Genomic DNA, 20,932 nt, shown 5'->3' on the forward strand with positions numbered 1-20,932 from the left:
AGATCACATGTCAAAACAATTAGAAGATTTTTCGAAATGGTATATTGAGACTATCCAAAAAGCTGATTTAATGGATTATACACCTGTTCGTGGCTGTATTGCCTTTAAACCTGATGGCTATGAGATTTGGGAGCATATTCAAGAGGAAATGGATCGTCGCTTTAAAGAGACAGGGCATCGTAATGCCTATTTCCCAATGCTTATTCCTGAATCTTTCTTCCAAAAAGAAAAGGATCATATCGAAGGATTCTCACCTGAGCTACCTTGGGTAACAGAGGCAGCAGGGGAACAATTAGAAGAACGTCTGGCACTACGTCCAACGTCTGAAACGATGATTGGCCATCTTTACTCCAATTGGATTAAAAGCTACCGTGACCTACCCGTTTTGATTAATCAATGGGCAAACGTCTTCCGTTGGGAAAAGAAAACTCTTCCTTTTATTCGCACATCTGAATTTTTATGGCAAGAAGGACATACAGCGCACGTCGATGAAGAGGATGCTCGTCAAGAAACGATGCAAATGCTTGAAATCTATAAAGAAGTTGTAGAACAAGTACTAGCAATTCCAGTTTATGACGGACAAAAAACCCCTTCTGAACGTTTTGCAGGTGCTGTCGATACGTATTCGATTGAGGCGATGATGAAAAATGGCAAGGCTGTGCAAGCTGGTACATCTCATTATTTAGGTACGAAATTTGCAGAAGCCTTTAACATTAAGTATTTAAATAAAGCGAACCAGCATGAGTATGTACACACAACATCTTGGGGTACATCTACGCGCTTAATCGGCTCGGTAATTATGGTACATGGTGATGAGCAGGGGCTTGTTTTACCTCCACGTATCGCGCCAACTCAAGTTGTTTTAATTCCAGTGGGACCATGGAAAAAGAACCCTCAAATTATGGAGCATTTAGATGAAATTTTTGTCGCTTTAAAAGCGAAGGGCATTCGCGTACGCCTTGACGATTCGGACCAATCACCAGGCTTTAAGTTTAATGAATGGGAGCTAAAAGGGGTGCCAGTTCGCATTGAATTAGGACCGCGTGATCTTGACAACAATCAAGCTCTACTTAAAGCCCGTGATGAAGAGGAAAAACGAACAATTGATTTAGCTACGATTATCACAGCCATTGAAGAAGAATTAACAACCATGCAAGCGCGCTTACTCGAAAAAGCACGTCAGTTCCGTGAAGCAAACACACATACAATGATTGATTCATTACCACAATTACAACAGCATATTGAAGCAGCCAAAGCAAACGGTACAATTCCTGGCTGGGTACTAGCTGGTTGGTGTGGAGAAGATGCATGCGAGGAAAAAGTGAAGGAAGAAACAAAATATACATCTCGTAATATGCCGTTTAATCCACCAACAACAAAAACAACATGTATTGGCTGTGGAAATGAAGCTAAACATACGGTTTGGTTTGCACAAGCCTATTAATAACGACTACAACAGCCTCCTATTTAATTAGGAGGCTGTTGTTATGAGGTGGCGATCAATTAAATCCTTTGCTTTCGGGAAGTAGTCCAATTTTAAGCTTGCGCCATCCATCATAGTGAGCCTTCCATCTGTCTGATCAGTTAAAAAGACTGCCGTTACGCCGAATACCTCATCCCCATTAGGATATTTAAAATAGTCCTGTCTCTTCATACAGCTCTCGTTTCGCTGTTTCTTCAAGGGTTTCCCCTGGCTCCATTGCTCCTCCAGGTAATCCCCACATTTCGATATCAGCACGAAATTGAAGTAGAACTTTTCTCGTCTGATTTAAGACAATTACTGTAGAACCTACTAAAATAACAGGCATTGTCCCAACTAGTTGTCTTAATTTGATAACATAATCACTCATAGCGCCCCTCCAACATAGTTAGCCAAATTTTTATTCTACTTATGATAAAATGAAGGGGTGTTATATCTTGAAAATTTCCTGAAGAAATGGGGATATAGCGATTAAAAATGATGCTACTATCTATGACTCAATTTTTTGATAAGGATGCTAACAGACTATTTTTGACAAGGAGATAAGGGAATGACAGATACAACAGGCTGGAAACAGAATGCACAAGATCGTCCATTTATTGCCTCATTTAGTGGTGGAAAGGACAGTACTTTAGCTTTATATAAAGCATCCCAGGTAGGTCAGGCTGTAGGACTGCTTGTGATGCTAGAGGAGGAAGGGAAACGTTCGAGGTCACACGGCATGCCACCTGAGCTTATCCAGGCGCAGGCTGACTCGATCGGATTGCCTGTCTTTACGGCTGCAGCTAGTTGGGCAGACTACGAAAGTGTCTTTATGCACCTTTTAGAAAAGGCAAAACAGCAGGGGGCAGAAGTGTTAGTGACAGGTGACTTAGATATGCCTGCACATGGCTGCTGGCATGATAAGGTCACAAAAAATGCTGGGTTACAGCTAGGCATGCCATTATGGGAAATGGACCATCGCGAAGCAGTCGATGAATTTATTAACTTAGGATTTATCACGATGATTGTCACGGTCAACTTATCCTTAGGCATGACTGAGGATGATTTAGGGCGAATACTTACCCCTGAATATGTATTAGAACTAGAAGCTCGTAAGATTGACCCGTGCGGGGAGGGAGGAGAATTCCATACAACCGTCATTGATGGCCCTCTTTTTCAGCAGCCAATAGCTGTGCGCAAATGTCCAATTATAAGAGATGGAGACTATGCATTTTTACCTTTAGAACTAGCGTAAATCCACAGCCTTTCTTGTGATGATCATGGTTTTTCCTTTTAATGTATATGGTCGTGTGTAATAAAATGATTACAGAGGAAAAATACATTAAATGGGGATGAATTACTATTAGTATTAAGTGCTTTGTCAAATCCTTATCGTTGAAAAATGATTGCCACTCTTCATCAAGAAAAGCAATATGTTAGCTGGCTAGCGCGAGAGTTAGGGAAGCTAAATTGATTAATGGTTATCACGAAATTTCTGAAAGTGGCAAAGCATTGAAAAAATACTGAAACAAGTTGATTAGGCAAATGAGCGTTTCTTAAATAAACGATTTCGAGTAATAGAGAAAACAATGAGTCAACATATAGGCTTACTACATACTCTGGTTTTTATGGCTCGCATAAAAAATTTAAAGAAATAGATACTAATAAATAATAATGAACGAAAAGTACAAAGGCTCTCACCTCTGTACTTTTTTTGCATTTGGCTGTTTCTTCTTTATAGGTATAGAATCCATCTCATTTTGTCCAAAATAATCATTGACTGGACACTAAATGGTGTCATATAATTAAGACACCATTTAGTGTCCTATTAGAAAGGGTGGTGGTTTTGAATAATAATCATCAAGAGCGTGACGTTTATGTAGCCATTGCTGACCCTACAAGACGAAAGTTGATTCGTTTACTGGCAGAGACAGATGAGTTACCGCTTCACGAATTAACCGCTCAATTTGACATGGGGCGTACCGCTGTTTCGAAACATTTAGCCATCCTGAAAGATGCAGGTCTTGTCGTTGCTCGCAAGGAAGGTAGAGAGACAAGGTATCGGCTGAATGCGGCCCCGTTGAAAGAAATACAGGATTGGGTATCGTTTTATGAAGGATTTTGGAAAGAAAGAATCGCTAAATTACATCTATTATTGGAGGAAAAAAAATGAAACCAGATGTATCATTAGATTTTACATTTACAAGTTCAATCGAGCAGGTTTGGCATGCTTTAACCGATTCAGATACGCTAGCAAAATGGATTTGGAATAATGACTTCCAACCAATCGTTGGGCATAAATTTCAATTTCGTGCTGAACCAAATGAATGGTGGGACGGCATTGTAGACTGTGAGGTACTTGTAGTAGAAGAGCCTCATACATTATCTTACACTTGGACAAGTGCTGGTGAAACAACGACTGTTACATGGACATTAACACAAGATTCAGATGGCACGACTCAGCTTCATCTTGATCAAAGTGGCTTTAGCGAAGAAACAAAAGCTCGTCAAGGGGCAATCGAAGGGGCAACATATGCTTGGACGAATATGAGCACACAGCTTGAAAAAGTACTAGCCTAATACAAATCAAACGATAACAAGGAGAGCGCAATTCCGTAGCAAGAATTGTGTTCTTTCATTTTCACTCAAATTTTTTAATTTTCTAGACATGGAAGGATAACTAAATGAAGATCAATCAACTAATTGCCAACAATATCAACCGTTTAGATGTCGTCTTACCAGAACATCAATCATTGGGTATAGCCGGTTTGTCTGGCTCAGGGAAAACGACATTTTGTCAAACGATTGGGGAAGAATCCAAAAAACGTCTCGTTTCTTTATTACCTAAGGCGGAGTATCAATATTTATTTCCAAACATTATGGAAACGAACTTCAGTGCCATCAAAATGGAGGATATGCCCCTCGTACTTTTTTTAGGAAAATCCTCTATCTCCAGTAACCCACGTTCAACGATTGGTACTCATACGGGTGTTTTTAAAGAAATTCGTAATCGACTGGCGGATGAATTTCAACTTTCTCCAGAGATGTTTTCCTTTAACAATGCATTAGGCTGGTGTCCTGCATGTAAAGGACGTGGCACGACGAAAAATGTAGAATGTAAAAAATGCTCAGGTAAACGCTATAGTTCTGAAGTGGAGCAACATAAAATAGCTTTATGGAATGAATCATACAGTATTTCTGATATTCACAATTTCAGTATCGAAACGATCTATTCCTTATCAAAAGAATTAAATATAAGTGAAGAGAAGCAACATATTCTTCAAAATATTATCCAGATGAATATTGGCTATTTAACATTAAATCGTATTATGGGGACATTGTCGGGCGGAGAATTAACAAGACTTTACTTAGCAGAATTCATGGCTACTAGCGAAAACACGGTCATTATTGTCGACGAAATTTCTGTTGGTCTTGACCATGACACATTACTAAAAATCTTAGAGCAAATCCAACAGTTGGGCACTAAAAACCAAATTTGGCTTATTGATCATTCAGATACGGTGCTAGATACGGCAAATAAGCACCTATTCTTTGGACCAGGGAGTGGGAAATACGGCGGTAAAATCGTGGAAGAATCTCCTCGACCACAGCCTATCTATTCAGAACGAAACCCATCAAAGCCAACATCCTTTTATCAATTCCGAGACTTATATTGCCGCAATATACAAATGGACGAAATAACCATTCCGCAAAACCGACTTATTACTTTTACTGGGGAGTCTGGCTGTGGGAAATCAACGCTTGTGAATGAGTGTATCGCTAAAGATTTTGTCAAACGCTATCCAAAGGACAAACTAGTGATGGTCGGGCAGGATCGGAATCAGTCCATTACTAGTCGATCAACTGTCGCAACTTTCCTCGATATTAAAAAGAAACTAACCAAATATAGCGAGGACATTGATGCTATTTTCCAACGCTCGATTGAAGACATTATTGATGAACTTCCTCATGAAGATATCGCCCATAAACGTTTAAGCTTACTAATTAAACTAGGGCTAGGCTATTTGACACTGGAAAGAAAAACACAATCGCTGTCGACTGGTGAATTCCAATGTGTGCATTTAGTATCGGAGTTATTTGCGAACTCCCGAAATCCACATACACTGTTTATTTTTGATGAGCCTTCTAAAGGATTATCTCAAAACATTTTAAACCAGTTTATTGATAGTGTAAGGGACATCCTTGAGGATGAAGCTATCTCTATCATCATGATTGAGCATAATACCTATATGTTAGAGAGCTCTGATTTCATTGTAGACTTTGGTAAAAGACAGCAGGAGCCTGTGACACATCTTGAGGTAGTTTGTCATGAGGACTATTATAATCAGGTTAACTATACAAAAACGGCTCCATTACAAATCGCGTCTACGCTCGCATCAAGAAATGGTATTCAATACTTAGAAGACCAACCTATAAGCTATTTTAAAAAGGCTGAAAATATTTATAAAGGTGGCATTTTAAAAAGCCTATCTTCAATGGCACGTCTCATTTACGGTGACTACGAATCCAATAAAATAGCGCCTGTTATTGCGATCGACTTGGAAAGACATTTATATAGTCAGTATAGTTTTCTGTATGAAATGGGTGGTCTGATTAATCATATTGTCGCTGCACACCCAACGAATAAGGATACAAGAAGCTTCGATTTCTATAGCCAAGACAATCATTGTCCAAGCTGTTCAGGGAGATTGGAAATTTCCAAATTCGATTTTGATCTAGTCGTACAAGATAAAAACGTGCCATTTTGGGATGGCTTATTACACCCAGATATTATGGAAGTCTTAAAATACTATCAACATGCGAAGCTGGAATTTCTTTTTGAAGAAATTAAAAATGAACTTGGTCAAGACATTAGTAAAAGTTACAATGCTATGACTGAGGAAGAAAAGCATACATTTTTATATGGGTATTGGGATAAGTCCTTTTATGATAAGGCAACAAAATCTTCGAAGAAATGGGAAGGTTTTAACTTTATCATTGGTCGCTATATCGTCATTTCAAAATCCATTATTAAGGAGCAAATGAAGGAAACAAGAGAGATGATGCCTTGCCCAATTTGTCATGGCACTGTGCTTAACCACCAGAAAAAATTACAATTTGGGGACACAGATATTCGTGACTTGATTCGTCAACCTCTTGATGTGGTAATAAAAACTGTAGGGAACTTACCACAACTTGAAAAATTGAAAGCCATTGTAGGGGGTGACATGTCACTTCTACAAGATGTCTCCTTATTGCCAAGAGAAATACAAGTAGCGTTGAAAATGCTGGAATTAGAGCTAGCAAGCTTTGTTGGCTATGAAATGGTCCTACAAAATGCACTTCCATTCTGGGACAAAATCCAAGATTATATAAAGAACATCAGCCTAAAAAACCAAGTAACCATCTGTGATTTTGCCAATATTTACGAGACAAGAGAAAATATCATCGACCAGTATTTTACGAATGGAAAATACAAAAAATTAACGTATGTTTATGAAGCATTTGGCTATAAAAAAATTGTCACTCAAATCAATAAAGTAAAAGCTAGTCATAGTTGTCCATTCTGCAAAGGGAAAAAGGTGCTTTCAGAGGATGGATTGCATGATGGGGTCCATAAATTAACCGTTCCATGTGTCAACTGTGGTGCAAGTGGTATAAACGATGAAGGTCGCCAGCAAATTGTTGATGGCATTGATGTGGAAACGTGGCTAACTGGTACTGTCAGTGATGTAGTAATAGAAGGCTCTCATCTTGAGGCAGTTGCCAATATTCCTATTTTCAATCGCATTCGTGAGCTGAATAAACAGGAAATGATGGCGGTTTATCAGTTCTTACAGCATAATAATTAAAGCTAATATGTTAGAAAGCCCATTTGCACTGAGCAGATGGGCTACTTTCATTTGACTAGAATCATACACTAATTTTTCCAAAAACATTTAAATCTGTATCGTCTTTGAGCTTTTCATCGTACTATAGGAATAGCCAGATTGGCAGGAAAAGGGAGGATATTCTTTGGTAAAAAAAGTGCTGTTATTTGGGGATATTGGCATTGATGATACCGTAGCATTAATTTATGCCAGGCTCAATCAGGAAATAGAAATTGTTGGGTTAGTGGCAGACTACGGCAATGTATCGCGAGAAGATGCGGTATCCAATATTTATTATGTCATGAGATTGTTTAACTTCCCTCAAGGGATTCCCGTTATTTTAGGGGCAGAAGTACCTTTAACTGGTGAACAGCCGACTTACTATCCAGAAATACACGGCGAACGGGGATTAGGACCCATTATTCCAAATGATGATCATGAATTAAAAATTGAAAACTTTTTTGAAATCGTCAATATTATAGAAAGATATAAAAATGATGAACTAACAATTGTTAATATTGGGCGATTGACCTCGCTCGCAACGATGTTTATCCTCTACAAAGAGCTTATGAAACATGTCAAGGAATTTTATATTATGGGTGGAGCGTTTTGGGTTCCTGGCAATGTCACAACAGTGGCAGAGGCAAATTTTCATGGTGATCCGTTTGCAGTTAATATCGTGCTTACCTATGCAAAGAATGTCACAATCATTCCCTTGAATGCTACACAAAAGGCGATTGTCACGCCAGGTATGGTAGACTATATTGATTCATTTGGACAAACAAAAATCCTCAAGCCATTAATGGAATACTATACTCGCTTTTATCAAGAACGGGACCCCTCACTTTTAGGGAGCCCTGTGCATGATGCGTTAACGCTGATGGCTATAATGGAGCCTGACATGTTTATATATGAGTCCTATCCCGTAACTGTTGTCGATAAATTAGAAGGCCCTGCAAGAGGGCAAAGCATTGCTGAAACACGGCCTTATGAAAGTATAAACAATGGCGAGAAAAAACATCGTATTGCCTTTGATATCCAATACGAGAAATTTTTCCACCACTTTTTGACGATCATGACAGGGCAACCATTGCAGTAGCTTATTCAAAAACACCGTTCCGTAAAATCACAAAATCAACATGGACATTTACTTTCATATCTTTATACATCTTATGCCATTTTTCTTTAGTGAGTTCAGAATGTCTCACAGAGCTTCGGTATTTTTCACCGAAACCAAAAATATCGGATTCGACTTCCTGACTATGGGCAATCACTCTTGATACTTCCTTCGACAATTTTTTCTCAATCGCTTTTTCTAGTGCCGATACACTTTTTGGGTCACCTTGGTTAATATCTGGGTACACTTCTAATACTCTTGACTTGATTTTGATGTTTAGGTCAAATGTTGGTTTATCCGCATCGATTAATTGTATTTCTCTTTTCGAATGAATCGCATCAAAGGCTACTGTGATTTTGTTGGCTTTTTTTTGAAGGATCTTGGATGGAACATCTTCGTTGTCCAGTATAGTTTCATATAGTCCCACTTTGAATGTGTCTCGAACGATTTTTACGTAAAAGCTATCTTTAACTGGTAGGGTGCTGACCATTTTACTTCCTTTAAAAAGAGCGACACCACTTAACTCCACTAGCTCATCATCTCTTTTTAATATGGGCATAGCTAAATCTTTGCCAATTGAGTAATAATCGTGGGCAATTTGATGAAGCGTGGACGAAATCATATATTCCTGCTTGACGTTTTGTTCGATGAGCCTAAAAATATGCTGCCCAATGTCCTCGATATTTTTGTATTCGTATTTCAGTAATGGTGCTGCTTCGCCTTCCACAACTGCCATAAAGATTCCATTGCTGACACTTGCATTTTCTAGATTTGTATCAAGATAATAACGAAGATCCTCTTTCGCAAGTTCTTCACCGAACAAAATTACCCTCATTTGACCAACCATGATTTTTTTCGAAAGCTTGCGATTGGCTTCCATTCGATTCCCTTTACTTGTATCGTTTTCCGTTGTTAGAACTTCCACATTGCTTTGGAATTCAGGATTTACTTCACGTATGACGGCTGTCGTTGCAATTTTTTCTTCTTTTCCTATATCGTAGCCGACTAAAGTGGTTAATCCTACTTTATCCAAAATATTCGTTTGGGCACATCCATATAAAAAAACAATCGATAGAAGAACCAACCATTTTCCTTTAAGCTTGTTCATTCTTTTTCACCTTCTTTGATGTGAGGTTCTTCTTCAGTAGGGCGATTGGCCATAGCACAAGAGGGTAGACAAAGATCACAAAAAATGCCACTTGTCCAAACACCGTGTTGATTGTATTGATCTGTGTGCGTGTTTGAATAAGTAATGTTCCAATGAAAACAAAGAACGAAAGTATCCAGACAAAAGTCGTTCCACTTATATTGACTAATCGAATTGCTCCCCGATAGGCCGCCCATAAATACAGACAAAGATTAGGTAAAATAATCAACATCCAAAAACAAACGGCTACAAATTCAAAGCGTTCCATGAAAGGGAAGCTAATAAAGCTAAACAATGTCAAAGTTGCCCAAATTGTTTTCAGTAGTTTGCCTTCACTGTAGTAGGTGATAGACACCAGCATGACGGCTAAATAGATGACCGTTGAAGCCAATAACCCTAAATGGACAGGTTTTCTAACATTTTCCTTGTCTTTCACAAAGGGATAAATCACGTTCAAAATTTCAAAGCCAATGATGGTAAAAGTCATCGAATGGGCACCCTTTAAAATCGAGCGAAAGTCGTTTTCTAAAATAGGAAAGAGACTTTCTGCTGAGGAATACTTCAAAGGGAAGGCTAACATCGGCATAATCCATAACGATAGGATGATACTAAAAAAAGACACCCCAACAATTACTCGAAGCCCACCCGTAAAGGCATAAATAATAATGATTAATAACGTAGCAGATAGAAACCATGTCCCAATACTTGGGAAAATCCATGCTTGTATAACTTCTATATAGTTTCGCAAAACGGAAAAGAATGCTACAGAACAATAGATGACATACATAACATTTAAAAAATTGCCAATCCATTTGCCAAAAATATCGATTTGAATTCCATATAAATCATTGGAGCCATAGATCTCTAAAGTTTTAATCATACAAAATGTGACGATATGTGTAGCAATACCAGCCAGTAGAACTGAAATCCATGCATCTTGTCTTGCATCCTGATAGATAATGCGTTGAAATCCCTGTATACCAACCCCAATTTGTGCACCGTGTACCACAAAAAAAAGCAAATAAGCATTGATCATATCTTTAGGGCTAAGTTGTATAGGTTTTGCCATTTATCTCACCTTCAGTTCAACTTTTTTCCGGTTTTACAGGCTCAGGCTCGAATTTATAATCATCCTTCGGTCTTGTTAAAGCAGGTCTTTTTGCTGTTAAGGGAATGGGCATTCTGATAATACTATCCCGCATTTCCTTCAATCTTGGTGGGTAGAAAGGAGACATATATGGTGCCCCCAAGCTTGTCTGGCGTAACAGATGAATAAGAATAAAGCAAAAAGCCAGCATGATGCCATAAAAACCCCAAAATCCTGCAAGTATAATAATAGGGAAGCGAATAAGACGAACCACATTGCCCATCATATAACTCGGTGAGGTAAATGATGCTAAAGCACTTAGTGCAATAATAATCAGTAAAATATTACTTGTTATACCTGCCTGTACAGCTGCTGTCCCGATAACGATACCGCCAACGATACCAATCGTTTGTCCAATTTTAGTTGGCAATCTGGCTCCAGCTTCTCTCAATAATTCAATGATAATTTCCAGCAGTAAAGCTTCAAATATCGGTGGGAACGGAACCAAAGCCCTCGATTCACTTAATGGTACGAGGAAGGCTTGCGGAATTACCTCGTAATGAAAGGTCAAAGCTGCCACGTAAAAAGGTGTTAAATAAACGGACAAAAAAAAGGCAGTAAGTCGCAATAAACGGAGAAAAGTAGCAATTTGCCATCTTAAATTTTGATCTTCCTGACTTTGGAAAAACTCAGTAAAGGCTTGGGGGCCAATGATGGCCATTGAGCTACCATCTACAAGAACGCCCACCTTGCCATCTAAAACCGCATCACAAAATCTGTCAGGTCTTTCTGTCAGCAGCATCTGTGGGAAGACTGATAATGAATTATCATCAATCATTTCTGCTAGAACCGCACTATCGAGCAATTCATCGATCGTAAGGTCTGTAATTCGCTGGCGTAACGTCTGGACCATTTGATCATTAGCAATCCCATGCATATATAGGAGTGAAACAGACGTATTGGTGCGCGTGCCAACTTTTATTTTTTCATTGCAAAGATTCGGACTCACTATGTAGCGACGAATTAAGGAAATATTCGTTGAAAGACTCTCATTGAAACCAACCTGTGTACCAATTACTTGTGATTCATTTTCAGGAGCTGACAAAGCTCTAGATTCTCGGCTAGCGATATTGGCTAAAATCACTTGTGAGCTACCGTCTACATGAATCACAACAGATCCATTGACCATTGACGCTACGGTTTCCTTTAATAAACTGGCTTGACTAACTTCAGCAATAGAAAGGGCCATCACAATGTCCTCTGGTGTTTCATGTGGCTTGTTCTGTAAACAGGCGATAATATCATTATTCAAAGATTGATCATCAATTAAGTTATCGATATAAATAAGGGTCAAGTTTGGAGGAAGTGATTTAATAATTAAATCAGCTGGATCATTTGTTGCATTTTTGATTGATTGAATAAAATGTTCTGTTGTATGTGCAACCCTCACAAGATTTTCTTTAGGTGCCTCTTTGATGGAAGGTGGCTGTTGTTTATTGAAAGGTAGTTTAAATTTCATGATGAATTGTAGGCTCCCTTCATTGCTAACTTCTTTTATAGAATTGTCTTGAAAGGGGTATTCTATACTTATTTCCTTCATTTTCATCATCAAGTAGACAGTACTTAACAAAAAGTGGTAGTATAATAGTATTCTTAAAAACAGAAGGGAGATCAGCCGTTTATGCTAAAACTAATTATCGCAAATTAAATTCCAATGAATTTAATAAAGGGGCTATTCTATAATTTTTTGTGAATTATAGGGTTTATTTAGTATGGCCCTCTTGCGATAACGAAGAGCAGCATAATCCTGTCTGATCCATGTAAACAGAGATCATTGGTAGTTACTTAAGTGGCTAGCATTATTTTCTGTATATAACAAAGGACTTTATGAGTTTGTTCTCATAAGGTCTTTTTTCTGTTTTTAGGAGGTGAGTATTCCCACAATAATGAGCTAATAAAACATAAAATCGGAGGGAATAGACGTGATAAAATATGAGTTAGTGAGTAATTATCGTCATGATGAAAAATTGAAGGCAAGCTTTAATGATTTAGCCATCGAAACATTCGGCTTAGATTTTAGAGGCTGGTACAACAAAGGCTATTGGAATGATCGATATATTCCGTATTCTTTTGTTCAGGGAGGAAAAGTGATTGCCAATGCCTCTATTCATAAAATGTCTGTACTAATAAATGGTCAACAATTAAAAGGGATTCAAATTGGTACGGTGATGACCGATGAAAAGTATCGCCATCAAGGTTTGGCTAAGCAGTTAATGCAGCATATTCTCAAGGAATACGAAGATGCCTGTGATTTTATGTATCTTTTTGCCAATGATACGGTACTAGATTTTTATCCAAAGTTTGGCTTTACACGAATTCATGAAAGCGAATTTAGCTTAGACCTCACGGAAAAGCCTATTCCACTGAGGGAGGATGCCATCGTCCGACAGCTGACAATTGAACAGGATCTAACACTCCTTGAAAACTATGCGAAAAATCGTCATATCCTTTCAAATATTGTAGATGTTGAACAAAACGAGAGTTTATTAATGTTTTATTTCACCCTAGTATTCCAACATGCCATTTACTATTTAGAAAATTTAGCAACCATTGTGTTAATGGAGGAAGAGGACGGGATATTAAATATTTACGATATCATCTCCCAGCAGGCAATCAATGTGGAGGCTGTGTTAGCAAGCATTGTAAAACAAACAACGAAAAAGGTGGTATTTTATTTCACCCCTAACTTTGCGATGGACGACATGACGGCAACCATCACACCAAATGATGACGACGCCCTATTCATCCTATCGAAAAACCCACTCCTACAAGGTAACTTTATGTTCCCTTTAACATCCCATTGTTAGTCTGGACATGAGTGCTTTTAACAAAAATTCATCAAAGCAAAAATAACATGAATACTAGCTCGTACCTTCAAAGGTGCGGGCTTTTTTTAGCCATTTATGATATTTTGTCAAATGGCTGTAACATTGTTGTTTTACGATACAAGCATCACATGAATGGAATTGAGGTTAAACACTATGAAAAAAATAATCATCATCTTATTTGCAGTAATGATAAGCTTGTACGTAGCCAAACTATGTGGGCAGGACAATAACGATGAAATGAAATTTGTCGACGACATTGCGCCAATCGCTGTTGCATTACATCAACAAAACGGAGAGATATTGCCTAGTATAACAATCGCGCAGGCTATTTTAGAATCCAATTTTGGACGGAGTGAATTGGCTGTCAATGCCAATAATTTGTTTGGGATAAAGGGACGGTATCAAGGGAAGTCCATCAAAATGCCGACAATGGAATATCAAAACAATAAAAGCTATACAACCGAAGCTGAATTTCGAGCCTATCCTGATTGGAAAAGTGCATTAAAGGACCATCGTCAGCTATTATTAAATGGAACGAGCTGGAATGCCCATCAATATGATGAGGTGCTGAAGGCAACCAATTATCAAGAGGCAGCCTATGCCTTAAAAAAAAGCAATTACTCGACAGACCCTTTATATCCTGAAAAATTAATTGCGATTATCGAACAATATCATTTAGGAAAATATGATCAATAGGAGTTCTATAAAATGAATATACTCATTGCTGATGATGAATTAGATATGTTAAAGATTTTACAAAGCTATTTTCAAAGGGAGGGATTCACTGTCTTTACTGCTACAAACGGGGAGGAAGCACTTGCGATATTTTATCAACAAAAAATTGATTTAGCGATTTTAGATTGGATGATGCCTAAAATAGATGGCATTACAGTTTGTCGTGAGATGAAAAAAACACAAAAAATCAAGGTTTTAATGCTTACAGCAAGGGACACTGGTGAGGATGAATTTCAAGCGCTAGCAGATGGAGCTGATGATTATGTCCATAAACCATTTTATCCAAAGGTACTCATTATGAGGGTGAAAAAATTGCTGCACATAGAGTCTGTCCAGCAACTAAAGGAAGTATCCTTCGATATCGCTAGCAAGCGCGTTTGGCGAGCAGGGACAGAAATTGAGTTAACCAAAACAGAATTCGAGCTGTTACGCGTTTTTAGCCAGAATCGCAGACAAATCTTAACGAGAGATCAGCTCTTAGATTTAGTGTGGGGACTGGAATATGTCGGAGATCCTCGTACCGTCGATACACATATTCGACGATTACGAGAAAAAATAGGAGAGGACATTATCCAAACACATAGAGGTGTTGGCTATAGTACAAGCGAATGAAGCAAAAAATTGGCACTAAATTAACCATTTATATCACATTCGTTGTGATTGTTACGTTTACGATTTCGCTTGTCGTCAGCCAATTTTTTCTGCCTAAATATTATCTCTATCAGTTAAATAAAAAAGTAGCAGACGCTTATGAAACGTATCAGACCAAGGATGAACCTAGCCTAGTGGAACGACAATTTGATGTCACAATCATCACTGTGCCTCTTGAAGGCTCCATCGATAATCTGAACGAAAATTTAAGACTACAGCTGGCGAGAGAACAGATCGCTCTTAATAAATTTTGGGTTTCAGAAGAAGTGCTACAAGACATAGCTGGAGAAAAAATAGTAGGCAAACTGTATGATCAAGGAAAACAAAAATCGAGCTTTCTTGTACATTATGCCAAAGAGGGAAATCAGCTTATAATGATTGGGGCCTCTATGGCTCATTTTACGGATATTGCTTCTTTTATCAATCGCTTTAATTTAGTCTTTTTAATTGCCAGTATTTTAGTAATTATCATGGTGACAGCCCTCTTATCTCGCAAGCTGACCAACCCATTAAATGAGCTACAACAAGTGGCGCAGGAAATTGGCGCACTAAATTTTCAGCAGGCAAACATTCAAACAGGTGATGAAATCGAAGAATTAGCCAAAAGCATTAATAAAATGAGTCAAACACTGGAATCAGCCCAACAGCAATTAACGCAACGCAATCTGGATTTGAAGCAATTTATGGTAGGCTTAACACATGAGCTAAAGACGCCTCTTGCCTTAATCAACGTATATGCAAGTGGAATGGAAGATGGGATGGATGATGGAACCTATTTAACCGTTATTCATCAGCAAATAGATCGAATGGAAAAAATCATCACAGATATGCTTTATTTCGCTAGAACTGAAGAAAACGATTCGAAAGTATCCAGCTTTGATGTTATTCAGCTACTGCAACAAATCATTCATAGCTATCAGCCGCTGCAGGGAGATAAACAAATTTTTCTTCAATCAGAACTAACCGAATTCATGCTAAACACCGAGCAAGAGAAAGTCCATTTTATTGTAGAGAATTTGATCAGTAATGCTGTCAAATATACCTCTGGTCGTGACATATTCATCTGCTTCGATTCACATGGTAGGCTAGAAATTACGAATGATACTACACTGCCAGATATCTCTAAAATATGGCAGCCATTTTATGTAGGGGAAAGCTCTCGAAACAAGCATATTTCAGGAACTGGTCTCGGTCTCGCCACAGTGAAAAGTCTTGCTGAACAATTAGGCTACACGACTAAATCCACATTAGCCGATGGGAAAATCACCTTTACAATTAATTTTTGGCAGAGGGGATAGTGCCTTACTCTTTACAATGATGTAGATGGGGACTATTTCCTCCAATAGAGGAGCTAGACAATGTTTTCCACGAGGATTTTCTTTACATGTAGAGGTATTTGCAACAGAGTAAAGTGGGGCAGCCATTATCTATGCTGATTGAAACTCAACAAATCAATAAAAGTGATATCTTTTAGCAAAAATGAAGGTGTTCATCCCTCATTTTATCGATGGCTGTTGTGACTAATACTTCTTCACATTGAAAATAAGAACGTATTCTTCTCCTAATGATGTGCTATTTTATTCATTACTACTTACTAGTAAGAAAGACAAAAAGCCACTTAAGATTGGAGTAAAGCCAGCGTCACTCTTAGGGGATTAGCATCATCTTTCAACATGAAAAAGGGGAGGTCACATGAAGTGACCCCCCTTTTGTCTATTAGGAAAGTATACGCATAGTTGAATCGGTTTTTGTTCTCACTTTTAACGTTAGCAGCATGAGAACAAACATTACCACTAATAGGGCGAAAAGGGCAACGTCAAATGTATTAGTGACATCTTTTATGACCCCAACAAGCATCGGAATAATTCCACTAATAATATAGCCACCAAATTGAATCATGGCTGTCCATTCGCTTGCAGCTTTTGGTGTAGTCGTTGCATCTAAAGGCAGAATCATTGCTAATGGGAATAAACCACCAGCACCTATCCCCGTTAATGCGGCACAGAGAATTGGAGAAGTCCCGCCAATTATTAATAATAGGATGCCGATAAAGGAGCTGAAAGCACATAGTAGCATCCAAGGTTTTCTCTTCACACTATTATTAATGATAATTGGAATAATAAAGCTACAAATCATTTGCATAACAGAAAAAATAGTAACCGTTGTTGCGGCATATGCATCACTATAACCCATGTCCTGTACTTTTGGCGCAAGCCATGTTGCCAAGGAATAATAAACACCTGATTGTAAACCAAACATCACCATCAAAAGCCAAACATAACGATTTCCCCAAGGTAGTCGGCTTTTTTGACTGACAGCTTGCTCTGCTATGTTTTGTGATTGATGTGATTTTTTTATAATAGGAATCCAAACGATGATTCCTACTAGTGCAAACAAAGACCAGATCGCTAAAGCGATGTTCCAAGATTGGTGAAAAGCATGCATAACAGGCACAACTAAGCCAGCACTTAAAGATGCACCAATCCCCATGCCAGCTGAATAAACACCAATCATCGAGGATGAGGATTTAGGAAAATGCTTTTTAATATAACCAGAAATTAGTGGACCTGTAATGGCAATGCCTATTCCGCTAAAGACAGCTGTCAATAATAAAAGAAAAGGGAAAGTCGCTACTAAACGTAATGCAGTTGATACGCCAATTAATAAAATCGATAACGCAATCGTCAGCTCAATGCCCCACCGTGCACTTAACTTTCCAGCCAGTGGTGCAAAAAGCCCCATACAAAAAACGGGTAAAGCCGTTAGTAAACTGACGACAACACTCGACATCTGTAAATCGGCCTGGATATTTTTCAGCACGGGTGAGATGGATGTAATGGAAGCTCGTAGATTCATAGAGAGTATGAATAAAGAAAAAACGCTCCAAATAATATATAGATTTTTTGATTTTGCTATCATTGAAAGCACACCTCTTTTTGTCAATATAGATGATTATTTGATATACTATAATTAACTTTTTATTTTAAAAATAAACTATAATTTATCGACTTGTATACTATAATATACTTAATATACAAAGTCAATGAAAGGGGTGCGCATAATGAATGAGGAAAATATTGACTTATCTGGTCAAGTCGGGGTTAATCTAAGAGAAATTCGAAAAAACAAAAGGATGAGTTTAGAGGAGCTAGCGAATGTCAGCAATGTTAGTAAATTGACATTAGGGAAAATTGAAAGAGGGGAAACAAATCCAACCGTCAATATCCTGTGGAAAATATGTAGAGGACTCAATATTCCACTCGTTTCTTTATTAACATTTGAAGAACATACAGAAGTCCATCGATTCGGCTCGGAGTATCAATTTGCAGGGCATAATAACGACTGGTTTGTCGAACCATTATTTAAAACACATGGATCAGAGTGGTATAGAGGCTGTATCGAGCCAAATAGTAAGTACAGTGAATGTCACTTAGCAGGGTCTGAAGAAATTGTACTTGTGTTAAATGGACAATTAGAGCTGAAGGTCGGAGAAAAATGCCATCAGTTAAACCAATGGGATGTCATTAAATTTAAAGGTGAAGAACTTCACACTTACATCAATCGCTCAAATGAAAAAGTACATTTAATGCTGTCGTTAACGTATACAACGCCCTAATTATCCCACAAAAGCTAGGCAGAAACCTGACTCTAAAAAGGTTGATGTAAAAAATAGAAAGAACCCACTTTTAATAAAGAGGTTATACAAATACACAATAAGTATCATTAATTTTCTCAGTTATACCTGTTCTAAAGCAACCCCTTATCAGTATCGCCACAACCATTTACGAATGAACGGGGAAGGCTTAATAAAAATATAATGAAAAAAGTCGCATTCCTATAGTTTAGGAATCGACTTTTTTGTGAAAATAATTTATGTAAACACATTGAAATAAAGCATGTCTTATGATAAATTTATATAGATAGACGTTGTATATTTATTATACAGCGCATTATCCCTATTTTAATTATATAATACATTCTATTCTTCGTCAACACTTTTAATAGTCTTTTTTTTTGAGGGGTGGTTTTGATGAAATCAACAGGGGCAAAACAGCAGATTGGGGGAAAAATGAACGAAGCAGTTCAAATCTTTTAAGGACTTAAAGGTAATCGAAAGGCTTCCTAAACATGTGAATGAAATTGAAAAAGATAAAGAAAGTAGGACTGATACTATATGTCAGAGAAAACCATTTCAGTTGAGACAAAAACGCCATACGGCATGATTGCCATTTTATTTATTGGGGCTTTTGTTGCTATATTAAATGAAACTTTACTAAACATTGCGCTTCCAGCCATTATGATTGAATTCGATGTGAATGCAACGGCAGTACAGTGGCTTTCAACAGGTTATATGTTAATTAACGGTATTTTAATTCCCGCCAGCGCGTTCTTCATTCAACGCTTTACGGATAAAAAATTATTTATTACCGCGATGGCCTTGTTCACATTGGGTACATTTTTAGCTAGTATTGCACCTGCATTTGGTGTGTTACTAGGGGCGCGAATGATTCAAGCTGCAGGATCAGCGATTATGATGCCTCTATTAATGAATGTTATGCTGACTGCATTTCCGGTCGAAAAACGAGGCGCTGCAATGGGGATGTTCGGTCTCGTAATGATTACAGCTCCAGCTATTGGACCGACTCTTTCGGGGTGGCTAATTGAGCATTACAGTTGGAGAATGTTATTTGATCTTGTACTACCAATTGCCATTCTAACATTAATTTTCGCAGCCTTTAAATTAAAGAATGTGACGCCACAACGTCCTATTAAGCTCGATGTAATTTCACTTATTTTATCAAGTATTGGATTTGGTGGCTTGCTTTATGGCTTTAGTTCTGCTGGAGAAAAAGGATGGGATAATGCCCTTGTATACGGAACGATCATTATTGGAACGCTCGCTTTAATTACCTTTATCCTTCGTCAGCTACGACTGGAGGAACCAATGCTTGAGTTTCGTATTTTCAAATATCCAATGTTTGCCTTATCATCAGCCATCTCCATTGTCATTTCGGTGGCAATGTTTTCAGCTATGATTTTAATGCCGATTTACGTTCAAACAATCCGTGGTATTTCACCAATGGATTCAGGTCTACTCATGCTACCGGGTGCGATTGTGATGGGGATCATGTCACCTATTACAGGGAAGCTTTTTGATAAATATGGGGCAAGAAGCTTGGCCGTATTTGGCTTGATTATCACCATTGTGACGACGTATTACTTTAGCAAAATTAGTATGGATACGGCTTATTCTACACTAGTGGTGCTGTATACATTACGTATGTTTGGGATGTCCATGGTAATGATGCCAGTAATGACAAATGGTTTGAATCAGCTACCAGCGCATAATAATCCACATGGAACAGCGATGAATAACACATTACAACAAGTTTCAGGCGCAATAGGTTCAGCAGTATTGATTACGATTATGAACAATAAAACAACTGTCAAAGCAGAGGAGTTAGCTGCAAGTGCGATGAACAATATGAGTGCTAATGCAACTCAAACAACGTCACAGTCTGCTGCGGAATTAAAGCAACAATTGATGAACGAAGCCATGCTACATGGTATAACTTATACATTCTTCCTGTCAACATTGATTGCAGCGATTGCACTCGTCCTTGCCTTCTTTATTAAGCGAGTTAAACCTAGTCATGAAAATCATGCTAGTGGGGAAGTTAATGAAAAAATAGTGGAAGAATAAATAAACGGGCGTTGCTAAGCTTAAGCAACGCCCATTTTTATTTGGATAAAGGGGATTTATAAAAAATTATCGATACAACTCAATAATTTGGCCGGCTATCTATTCAGAGCTAAAATGACTCCCATCTTTGAGCAACTCCTAGTACAGAAGAAGCAAGAATATCCATTGATAATGTTATTTCTTTAGGATTCGCAAACTCTCTCTATCACGATCAAGTCCGTTAACATCATATAAACTTTTCTTTTGAAGCAAGGGTGTCAATCTGCAAAGT

At 38.0% G+C, this 20,932-nt stretch carries 16 protein-coding genes and 1 pseudogene; 12 read left to right on the forward strand and 5 right to left on the reverse strand.

The features are described from left to right. Positions 1–7: 7 nt before the first annotated feature. A complete protein-coding gene (gene proS / locus NST76_RS11010) occupies positions 8–1,444 on the forward strand; it encodes a proline--tRNA ligase (RefSeq protein ID WP_058844416.1) in 1,437 nt (478 codons plus the stop codon). A 27-nt stretch (positions 1,445–1,471) separates the two neighbouring features. Here proS and NST76_RS11015 read toward each other — a convergent pair. Next, a pseudogene (locus tag NST76_RS11015) lies at positions 1,472–1,850 on the reverse strand (NUDIX domain-containing protein). Positions 1,851–2,030: 180 nt separating this feature from the next. On the opposite strand from NST76_RS11015, the gene NST76_RS11020 reads away from it, so the two are divergent. The 5 genes from NST76_RS11020 (at position 2,031) to NST76_RS11040 (ending at position 8,431) form a co-directional block, all read left to right on the forward strand. Then, positions 2,031–2,717, forward strand: a complete 687-nt coding sequence (locus NST76_RS11020; RefSeq protein ID WP_036126409.1) for a diphthine--ammonia ligase — start codon at positions 2,031–2,033, stop codon at positions 2,715–2,717. A 591-nt stretch (positions 2,718–3,308) separates the two neighbouring features. Then, complete coding sequence (locus NST76_RS11025; RefSeq protein WP_080717129.1) at positions 3,309–3,635, forward strand: metalloregulator ArsR/SmtB family transcription factor; 327 nt, start codon at positions 3,309–3,311, stop codon at positions 3,633–3,635. Continuing rightward, positions 3,632–4,042, forward strand: a complete 411-nt coding sequence (locus tag NST76_RS11030) for an SRPBCC domain-containing protein (protein ID WP_036126406.1) — start codon at positions 3,632–3,634, stop codon at positions 4,040–4,042. Before NST76_RS11025 ends, NST76_RS11030 begins: the two co-directional genes overlap by 4 nt. Before the next feature lie 104 nt (positions 4,043–4,146). Further along, entirely contained in the window at positions 4,147–7,314 is a 3,168-nt protein-coding gene (locus tag NST76_RS11035) for an ATP-binding cassette domain-containing protein (RefSeq protein ID WP_342545212.1), read from the forward strand. Between the two features lie 163 nt (positions 7,315–7,477). Further along, entirely contained in the window at positions 7,478–8,431 is a 954-nt protein-coding gene (locus NST76_RS11040) for a nucleoside hydrolase (RefSeq protein WP_058844414.1), read from the forward strand. A 1-nt stretch (position 8,432) separates the two neighbouring features. Here the strand turns inward: NST76_RS11040 and NST76_RS11045 are convergent, their stop codons facing one another. From NST76_RS11045 to NST76_RS11055, 3 genes are read right to left on the reverse strand one after another with little or no spacing between them, the layout of a single operon-like run. Beyond that, a complete protein-coding gene (locus NST76_RS11045) occupies positions 8,433–9,557 on the reverse strand; it encodes a Ger(x)C family spore germination protein (protein WP_271913426.1) in 1,125 nt (374 codons plus the stop codon). Beyond that, positions 9,544–10,665 carry a GerAB/ArcD/ProY family transporter gene (locus NST76_RS11050; RefSeq protein ID WP_036126393.1) on the reverse strand — a complete coding sequence of 374 codons (1,122 nt, stop codon included), beginning with the start codon at positions 10,663–10,665 and terminating at the stop codon, positions 9,544–9,546. The genes NST76_RS11045 and NST76_RS11050 overlap by 14 nt, the downstream gene beginning before the upstream one ends. 16 nt (positions 10,666–10,681) lie before the next feature. Then, complete coding sequence (locus tag NST76_RS11055; RefSeq protein WP_036126391.1) at positions 10,682–12,202, reverse strand: spore germination protein; 1,521 nt, start codon at positions 12,200–12,202, stop codon at positions 10,682–10,684. A gap of 463 nt (positions 12,203–12,665) precedes the next feature. Here NST76_RS11055 and NST76_RS11060 point away from each other — a divergent pair, with 463 nt between their 5' ends. From NST76_RS11060 to NST76_RS11075, 4 genes are all read left to right on the forward strand, one after another. Beyond that, positions 12,666–13,550 (forward strand): GNAT family N-acetyltransferase, encoded by an 885-nt coding sequence (locus NST76_RS11060; RefSeq protein WP_342545215.1) that lies wholly within the window; start codon positions 12,666–12,668, stop codon positions 13,548–13,550. A gap of 174 nt (positions 13,551–13,724) precedes the next feature. Next, a complete protein-coding gene (locus NST76_RS11065) occupies positions 13,725–14,267 on the forward strand; it encodes a glycoside hydrolase family 73 protein (protein ID WP_101966653.1) in 543 nt (180 codons plus the stop codon). A 12-nt stretch (positions 14,268–14,279) separates the two neighbouring features. Further along, positions 14,280–14,918 carry a response regulator transcription factor gene (locus NST76_RS11070; protein WP_036126385.1) on the forward strand — a complete coding sequence of 213 codons (639 nt, stop codon included), beginning with the start codon at positions 14,280–14,282 and terminating at the stop codon, positions 14,916–14,918. Beyond that, on the forward strand, positions 14,915–16,255 hold the full coding sequence (locus tag NST76_RS11075; protein WP_342545217.1) for a HAMP domain-containing sensor histidine kinase: 1,341 nt from the start codon (positions 14,915–14,917) through the stop codon (positions 16,253–16,255). Before NST76_RS11070 ends, NST76_RS11075 begins: the two co-directional genes overlap by 4 nt. A gap of 418 nt (positions 16,256–16,673) precedes the next feature. On the opposite strand, the gene NST76_RS11080 is transcribed toward NST76_RS11075, so the two are convergent. Beyond that, entirely contained in the window at positions 16,674–17,876 is a 1,203-nt protein-coding gene (locus tag NST76_RS11080) for an MFS transporter (protein WP_271913432.1), read from the reverse strand. Positions 17,877–18,018: 142 nt separating this feature from the next. On the opposite strand from NST76_RS11080, the gene NST76_RS11085 reads away from it, so the two are divergent. Both NST76_RS11085 and NST76_RS11090 read left to right on the forward strand, forming a co-directional pair. Beyond that, positions 18,019–18,573 carry an XRE family transcriptional regulator gene (locus NST76_RS11085; protein WP_036126370.1) on the forward strand — a complete coding sequence of 185 codons (555 nt, stop codon included), beginning with the start codon at positions 18,019–18,021 and terminating at the stop codon, positions 18,571–18,573. Between the two features lie 558 nt (positions 18,574–19,131). Further along, complete coding sequence (locus NST76_RS11090) at positions 19,132–20,661, forward strand: DHA2 family efflux MFS transporter permease subunit (protein ID WP_036126369.1); 1,530 nt, start codon at positions 19,132–19,134, stop codon at positions 20,659–20,661. Positions 20,662–20,932: the final 271 nt, after the last annotated feature.

The organism is Lysinibacillus sp. FSL W7-1291, from assembly GCF_038593415.1.
Classification (GTDB): domain Bacteria; phylum Bacillota; class Bacilli; order Bacillales_A; family Planococcaceae; genus Lysinibacillus; species Lysinibacillus fusiformis_D.